Source organism: Chryseobacterium sp. HNCC26DJ241 (assembly GCF_057180505.1).
This window is the reverse complement of the sequence record NZ_JBXUGL010000019.1, coordinates 60,532-68,154: the sequence shown is the minus strand read 5'-3', so window position 1 is coordinate 68,154 and position 7,623 is coordinate 60,532. Positions and strand designations below refer to the sequence as shown.

At 31.5% G+C, this 7,623-nt stretch carries 9 protein-coding genes; all 9 read right to left on the bottom strand.

The genetic code is table 11. From position 1 onward, the window contains the following. Window positions 1-110: 110 nt before the first annotated feature. The 9 genes from AC2A1C_RS10315 to AC2A1C_RS10275 all read right to left on the bottom strand — a co-directional run bounded on the left by AC2A1C_RS10315 (window position 111) and on the right by AC2A1C_RS10275 (window position 7,527). Entirely contained in the window at window positions 111-626 is a 516-nt protein-coding gene (locus tag AC2A1C_RS10315; protein WP_484025631.1) for a GNAT family N-acetyltransferase, read from the bottom strand. Between the two features lie 179 nt (window positions 627-805). Then, complete coding sequence (locus AC2A1C_RS10310) at window positions 806-1,552, bottom strand: hypothetical protein (protein WP_484025630.1); 747 nt, start codon at window positions 1,550-1,552, stop codon at window positions 806-808. A 261-nt stretch (window positions 1,553-1,813) separates the two neighbouring features. Further along, entirely contained in the window at window positions 1,814-2,512 is a 699-nt protein-coding gene (locus AC2A1C_RS10305) for a hypothetical protein (RefSeq protein WP_484025629.1), read from the bottom strand. 174 nt (window positions 2,513-2,686) lie between these two features. After that, window positions 2,687-3,043 (bottom strand): VOC family protein, encoded by a 357-nt coding sequence (locus AC2A1C_RS10300; RefSeq protein ID WP_484025628.1) that lies wholly within the window; start codon window positions 3,041-3,043, stop codon window positions 2,687-2,689. A 39-nt stretch (window positions 3,044-3,082) separates the two neighbouring features. Then, window positions 3,083-3,439 (bottom strand): TfoX/Sxy family protein, encoded by a 357-nt coding sequence (locus AC2A1C_RS10295; protein ID WP_484025627.1) that lies wholly within the window; start codon window positions 3,437-3,439, stop codon window positions 3,083-3,085. Window positions 3,440-3,622: 183 nt separating this feature from the next. Further along, a complete protein-coding gene (locus AC2A1C_RS10290) occupies window positions 3,623-4,324 on the bottom strand; it encodes an MjaI family restriction endonuclease (protein WP_484025626.1) in 702 nt (233 codons plus the stop codon). After that, window positions 4,317-5,606: a DNA methyltransferase gene (locus AC2A1C_RS10285; RefSeq protein WP_484025625.1), complete on the bottom strand. Its 1,290-nt coding sequence runs from the start codon at window positions 5,604-5,606 to the stop codon at window positions 4,317-4,319. Before AC2A1C_RS10285 ends, AC2A1C_RS10290 begins: the two co-directional genes overlap by 8 nt. 208 nt (window positions 5,607-5,814) lie before the next feature. Continuing rightward, window positions 5,815-6,600 (bottom strand): hypothetical protein, encoded by a 786-nt coding sequence (locus AC2A1C_RS10280; protein ID WP_484025624.1) that lies wholly within the window; start codon window positions 6,598-6,600, stop codon window positions 5,815-5,817. A 366-nt stretch (window positions 6,601-6,966) separates the two neighbouring features. Then, on the bottom strand, window positions 6,967-7,527 hold the full coding sequence (locus tag AC2A1C_RS10275; RefSeq protein WP_484025623.1) for a YdcF family protein: 561 nt from the start codon (window positions 7,525-7,527) through the stop codon (window positions 6,967-6,969). Between the last annotated feature and the right edge of the window lie 96 nt (window positions 7,528-7,623).

Here is a 7,623-nt window from a genome sequence, read left to right as displayed (position 1 = left end):
TATCATTATTGCTAAACAGGCATAAGGTAAAAACTTTTTTCTTCATTACTAATTTCCGTAATGGTTTCGTAACCTTTCAAAAAACTTTTTGCTTTTACTTGGTATTTTGTCTATGATTTAGTTTCGTTAAGGTCAAGTTTGTAAAGCCAATATCGTTTTCCAAGTCTTTGGTCAATTTCTCTCAAAATTTCAAAGCCTAAACTTTCATAGATATGCCTCGCATTATTCATAATTTCTGATGTATGCAAAGCAATCGTTTTTTCTCCATTTTCTTTAGCTTTGTCAATACATAAAGTTGTTAATTTTCTACCAATTCCTTGTCCACCAAATTCTGGATCAACTGAAACAAAACGTATATAACTCCATTCGGTTAGATAAATGTCGGTCGGATTTCCATTGGGAACTAAAAAAGCCATTCCAATAATATTGTTATTGTCAGCAACGCAAACAAAGCAGGTTGATTGATTAATAAGTTCTTCGTAGGTACTGTCTTTTGAAATAGTTTGTTTTAAAGAATTCCAATTTTCATCTGTCAATTGTTCTTGAAATGGAGACCACGATTTAATTGCTAATTTTTTCAAACCCTGCAAATCGTCTTTCGTTCCTTGTCGGTATGTTAAATTCATTTTTATAGTCATATTGATTACTACAAGTCATGGTTTGCAAAACAGTTTGAGTATAAATCAAGGAGGATTTTCAGTACAAAAATTCAATAGAATTTCTTCTGTTGAATTTGCATAATTGTTTGATAGAATTTCTTCAGCCTCCATATTATCAAACCGATGTTTCCTGTTGGAAATTTTCGCTAAGGTATTCCTTTTCCAAGTGTCAAACAAAAAGCCAAATACAATATAAGAACTGTAAAGCCGAAATAATAATTCGGTCTGAATTTGTATTTTTCGCCTATTGAGTTGTCTTTAAATTTTAAAAATAAAATTGGTAATGAGGCCACCATTTCAAGTAAACCTTCTAACGCTGAATGCAGCCTGTCTGATTGAAAGAAAAGCCCTGCAATAAAAGCTGAAACAGAAGCAAATAGGAATGAATAGAAGATATTTTTCTTTGTTAAAGATTCCGTTTGTTTTTCTTTATTTTTATTGCTTAAATAAGAATTTAAAGCTCGTGAAATAATAACGTAAAATAAAACTCCTGAAATAATTAACAGAATTTTTGAGTAGGGTTCGCTTATAATTTCTCTTACAGCAAAAGTCCAATCTCCTGTTTTACTAATTGCCGAATGTAAAATTGTCCCCGAAAACCAAAATAAATTATAAGCTGTTACTTGAAATAAAAATAATTTGGCAAAAGAGGTTCTTGTTAGAATATAAAATGCCAAACCACCAAAAATTAAATTTGCAATCGGTCCACCAATGTCCACCCCTATATTTCCCGGACTACTTTTAAAATAGACACTCGTCAATAGTTGAATTTCATTACCAATAATTAAACAAGTTCCGCCGTGTCCAATTACTTCGTGTATGATGTCTGCAACCATGTAAGACAAAATTCCAACTGTAGCCAAATAAAATAATTTCTTAAATTGCTCGCTCATGTGTTATTTTTTTAAGTTCAGTTGTTTGAATTTTGTTAAGTCTTGCACCAAACTTGCAGATAACGGTTTGTGGCAATACCTTGCGCTTGTTGCATAACTCAAAAATAGTTAAAAATTTGTAACTTGCTTAAAGCTCCCAAAAGGAAAGTTCTGGCTTTCCACCAAACATTTTTAAGTTGTCTAAAAAATAAACCTCCCTTAAATCACTTTAAAAGAGGTTGCTTTTTTTCAAATTAATGAGTTGTGCAACGGTTACCTATGTTAGCAGAAGTCTTTATTGATTTTATTTGAAATTAGTTCGAGAAATTGATTACACAATTTAATTAAACAAAATATTTCATTTTCAAGATTGTCAATTTCACTTTTAATATTTTCATAAAATCTTTGTCTAAATTCAAAATCATCTTCTGAATTAAAAACGCTTATTGATAAAATTTGTAAGTCAATATAAGATAGTTTTTCCTTGTTAGTTCGACCAAGATGTATTATACTATGCCTATCTTTTTTAAATTCTTCAGTAAATTTTAAAATTTGTTCGGTTGTAAAAACTATATTATTTTCCCTATTTTCAATTTTTGAGTATTCACTTTTGAACTTATAGCAATTACAATCTTTTTCTTTTATTTTAAGGTCAAATATTGCATTTCCCATTTTTCCTATTAAATCGGGTATTGTTAGAATACGAAGAATGTAATTTTCATAATGATATTTATAGTAATCATTCCTACTACCTAAAAAAGGAAAATTTTTAAGTATTTTATCAACATCAAATTTTAAAAATTCAATAACCTTTTCCAAATCTTGTTTTACACCTATATATGAAAAAAAATAGTTGCTAAATTTTAAAAAATTATCCTCTTGGCTTGAAAGTTTTCTTTTTTCGGCCTTTTTTCTAATAACAATTTTGAATTTATATAGAAATATTTCTAAAAAATTATCTTCCGCAAAATTATATTTCAATTTCAAACGATTATTAATTAAGATTTCTGCTAACGGACTGGGTATTGCCGAAGGCGGGGATTTTTAGCACTGAAGTTCAATCGAAGAACGAATGTTGAACCCTGCACCAATGTTTTATAGAAGCACTTCAGCCACCATATTGCCAAACCGATGTTAGCTGTTCGTTATTTTTCTTTATTTCATTGAATGAAAAGCAACTCGGTTTCCTTCTGTGTCAATAAAATGTGCCATAAACCCGTTTTCTCCAATAGACGTTTTGGGCATTATTATTTTTCCACCTGCTTGTTCAACTCTACTTAATGGCAAACTCAAATCGTCTCCACCATTCAAGTAAACAACTGTCCCTTTGTCTGATGGCTCAAATCCCTCGCCTTGTGCAAGTCCACCACCAACACCACCATTCATCATATCGGCTGGTAACATTCCATATTTTCCATTTGGGAAAGGCATTTCCATAATTTCTGTTCCTAAAATAGTTTCGTAAAACTTTTTTGCTCTTGTGCGAAATCTGTTACTGGGATTTCGAACCAATTAATTGCATTTGTCATTTTTTATATTTTTTTTAAAAAATTATTTTTTCGATGATTTTGCCATCGGATTAAATTTTAAACATAGGTCTAGCCAATAACTCAATTTTTGTTTTGTGTTAAAGCCATTTTCCATAACGAATACATAACCTTTCATTGGCTTTCCTGTAAATTCCATTGGAATACAGTCAGTATCTTCTAATGCTTTTTCATAGGCATCCTCGCCAATACGACAAAGAAGTAGGTCTTCGTTGGTTTTTTTGTCAATATGTGTCCCACAACACATTTTATCGTCCACCATTATGCACACACCACTAAACATTTTCTTTTCAGAAAAATCTATTTGTTTCTCTAAAAGTACCTCTCTTATTCGATTTAATGAGTTTTCGTTGAATGCCATTTTTATGTTAGTTTATCGTTCTAGGTATCAGTCGTACAATGACGCATAACGGTTTGCGGCTTGGCGTAGTGGCGGATCTTTAGCACAAAAGTTCAATCGAAGAACGAATGTTGAACTTTGTACAAATGTCCAATCGAAGTCGTTCAGCCCCGCTTTTGACAATACCTTGTTATGCACAGTGCGTTATTTTTTCAGTCGTTCAATTTCGGTTTGAATTTGGTCAATTACTTGTTTGTTGGCTATTTCTCCGTCTAAACTGAAAACGATAAATACATTTCCTCCAAAGTCATTTTTAAAACTTTCGAAACTTGCTTTCATTCTTTCGGAAACTGAATAGTTACCAAAGTTTGATTGTGCGGTTACTGGTTTTATCTGTATTCTAATTGCTTTTTCTTCCGTTACATATCCAAGATAGTCTATATCTCCTGCGTGGTCTAATTCAGATGGACTTTCTTCAAATCTCACTTGTGGAAATAGTTTTGCGAAACCGTCATTTACAACAGATTTTTCTCTCAAATATCCGTCAAAAGTTCGGTTAATTGTTAAGTTGTAGATATAATCGTAACAATCCTCTTTTGTCAAGGCACTAAAAGCCTCTTGCCATTCGGGTATTACAACTTCCGTGATTTTTTCGTAAAGTCTTTCTCCGAGTTCCTGTAAACTTTCTTTTGTTATTTTAAATGTGTTTCTGCCTGCTGTAGTAGCATTTTCAAAATACCATTGTTCCCATTCTTGAATTGTATTGGGCTGACATTCTCTGATTAAAGCCATTACAGCACCAACTTTGTTTGGTCTTGAAAGTTGATATGTTTGAGTAGCATAATTCAGAACTTTTTCCTTTTTCCCAAATTCCAATGAATATCTTTTGATTTCCTTTTTAGCCATTGATAAATGTGTTAAATTTCGTTTTGTATTTAAAGTCAATAGAATTATCTACCAATGCTAAATTTTCTTTTAGTAAATGAGCATTTATAAAAGTTTTGTTTTCAAGATAGAGGTAAGCCATTAAATTATTTTCGTTGTCGTGTTTGACCTCATCGTATTTTAAAAATACTTTTTTTCCACGAAGCTTATTGATTAAATAATCAGTTGCTTTTCCGTTTATAGTTGGATTTTGTTTAATTCCAATCAAACGAATTGTCAAATCATTACTCAAACGAATAAGCTCTGGACTTATGATTTCTTTTACAGAAAAAAAATCTTCTCTTTTACCTGTGCTGTTTGCATCAATTTTAGAACCGTATTGAATTTTCTTTACATCAATTTTCTTATCCAATTTATGAGTGTCAATAAATTGATAAGGCAATTCTTTTATTCGTTTTTCAAAATCTGTTTTTAGTTCAGGTTGTTTGATGATTTCGGTTTCAACTTTTGTAAAAGCATCATCTGTTCCAATTTTTTCTTTGATGATTGGAATAAAATCAGGATTGATTTCATAACCAACAGAGTTTCTGTTTAAGTTTCTTGCAGCCAATGCGGTTGTGCCACTTCCCATAAATGGGTCTAACACGGTTTCTCCTGGAAACGAAAACATTTTAATTAAACGGTGTGGTAATTCTTGTGGAAACATTGCCAAATGTTTATCTTGCTTTGCTCCCGAAAAATACCAATGTCCGTTGAAGTAGGTATTCCATTCTTCATTGGTCATTGCTGAGTTTTCTTTCTGCTCTTTGGTTGGTTTGGGTGCATTTCCTTGTTTTTTGAATAACAAAATATATTCAAAATCCAATTTTATAATTCCGTTTCTTGGGTTTGGATAACTTCCCATAATACTTGCTCCTCCCGATGTATTCATTGTCGTTGCTTTCTGCCAAATGATTTGTCCCATAAAATCAAAACCAATCATTTCGCAGAATTTGATGATTTCTGTATGAATAGGAATAATTTTATAACGACCGTAATAAGTTGAACGTGCAAATTGGTCTCCGATATTGATACAAAGGCGACAGCCTTTGTGTAAAACTCGGAAGCATTCTTGCCAAGTCAAGTTCAGATGATTTATATATGTTTCATAATCATCGTGAAATCCAATTTGGTTTTCCGTTCCGTAATCTTTTAATTGCCAATAAGGTGGTGAAGTAGCAATCAAATGAACACTTTCGTCTTTGAGTTCGCTCATTTGTCTGCTGTCGCCATTTATAATTGTATGTTTGGTTTTATTCAACATTTTTCTTTTCGTTAATTCAATTTACAACTACAAATGTACAAAATTACTTCGGGCTATCTTTAGACGGAAATAACGTTTTGGGTATTGCCGAAGGCGGGGATTTTTAACAATAAACTTCATTAGATGCATAAAGATTATATTTAGCATTTCATTTTCATAGAAGCACGAACCCCCGCTTGCGTGTAGATGCTGTTAATGGCAGATGTTTTTATTTAAGCATTTCTATTAAATAATTAAAATCACTTACTGGCATTTCGTAAAGATTTAAAATTCTATAAAATTCATTTCCAATTTCTGTTAATTGAACAATACCGGGAATAATTTTTTGTTCTTCACGCAAACCATCTGAATCTTTTCGACTAATTAATCCTAAACTGCTTAATTGCAAAAAATCTTGAATTAAAAAGACGTCTAATGGTACTTTTGAGTAATTTTCGATGTAACTATGGGCTCTCAGGTTAAATTTATTATCAATATTCTGCCCAATCATTGACAAAATAGTTAGCTGTTTAAAAGTTAGCTTTTCAACTGAATTTAAAATTTGATTTGCGCTTTCAGGATTTATTGAGGTGTTAAAGGCAACATTTTTATAAATATTTGAAATATATTTTACTTTTTTTTCTTCAAACTCATTTTTACATTTTAACAATATTCCTTCAAATATTTCTTCGGCTTTACTTCTATTTACATCGTCAAAATCAAAAAAATTATCTTGCCTTAATACTATTCCTTTATTAATATTTTCTTGAATTCCTAAACTGGTGTGATAAGCCGCAAATCCAACTCTTGCTTGTTCTCTTTTAGATAAAAATCTATCGGCAAATTCACTAAGTCCTTTTGAAATTACTACACCTGCAACACTACCTCCTATTGCGCCCAAGGATCCACCCAACAAACCTATTGCACCACCGATTCCAGCACCAAAAGTTTCAGCACCAATTTTATTAAATGTAATGACTTTTTTTCTTCCATTGTATTTGTCTATGCTTGCCACTAACGGGCGATGTTTTGTGATGGCAAACTCGGGCGTTGCACAAAACGACGGTGAATTCGAGCCGATCGTTCTTGCGACAGTGAAGGGAGATGTCGCAAGAACATCCAAATGCACGCAACGCGTCAATTTTGTCTATAGAACATGCGTCCATCTTTTTTTTTTTATAAATTTTATTATAAGTAATTGATTTATAGTGATGTATTTCTATTTTTTTATATTTCGCTTTTGCATGGGCGAAATTTTTATATACTACACTAAAACGTAAATATAGAAATTATTCACTAAAAGAGAAAAAAAGGTTGTTATTTTTCTATTAAAGCAAAACCAGTATCAAATCAACTTAAAAACCGACATTGCAGCTTAAATTTACCCCAAATAATAAGCAAAAAACTCTCTGAAAATGGAATAAAAATCTCTGAATTCAAAATATTCCGGACTTGCTGTTTCAATACTTTCAAAACCCTTTTCACGAAATAGCTTTTTTATTCTCGTTTGATGATAATATTGTGAAACAGAAACTATTGTATTCATTTTGAGGCTATCTGCAATTCTGATGGTATTCGCTACAGTTTTTTCGGTATTATCTCCGTGATTATCAACAATAATGTTTTCTTCCGGAATATGATTCTGAAGAAGATATTCCTTCATTTTTGTACCTTCCCAAAATCCTTCTTTTCCCAAACCACCACTTACTACAATCGTATTTATTTTCTTGGAATGATACAATTCTATTCCTTTTTCCATTCTTGCTTTCAGCCGATCAGATAAAGTACCGTCTTCATTTACTTTATTTCCGAAAATAACTGCAATATCAGCTGCATTTTTGGTCGTTCTTAGTCCATCATTAACAATGAAAATGGAATGGGCAACAAACCATACTAAGCCAGTAACAAAAATATATTTTAAAATTTTGGTAAATGTCTTCATGAGCTATATTCTGCGATTTCAATAAAAGTGTCGAAATAATTGGTAGTATGTGTTTTCATTGTAATTATAAAAATACAAAAAAAACTCATTTCATAT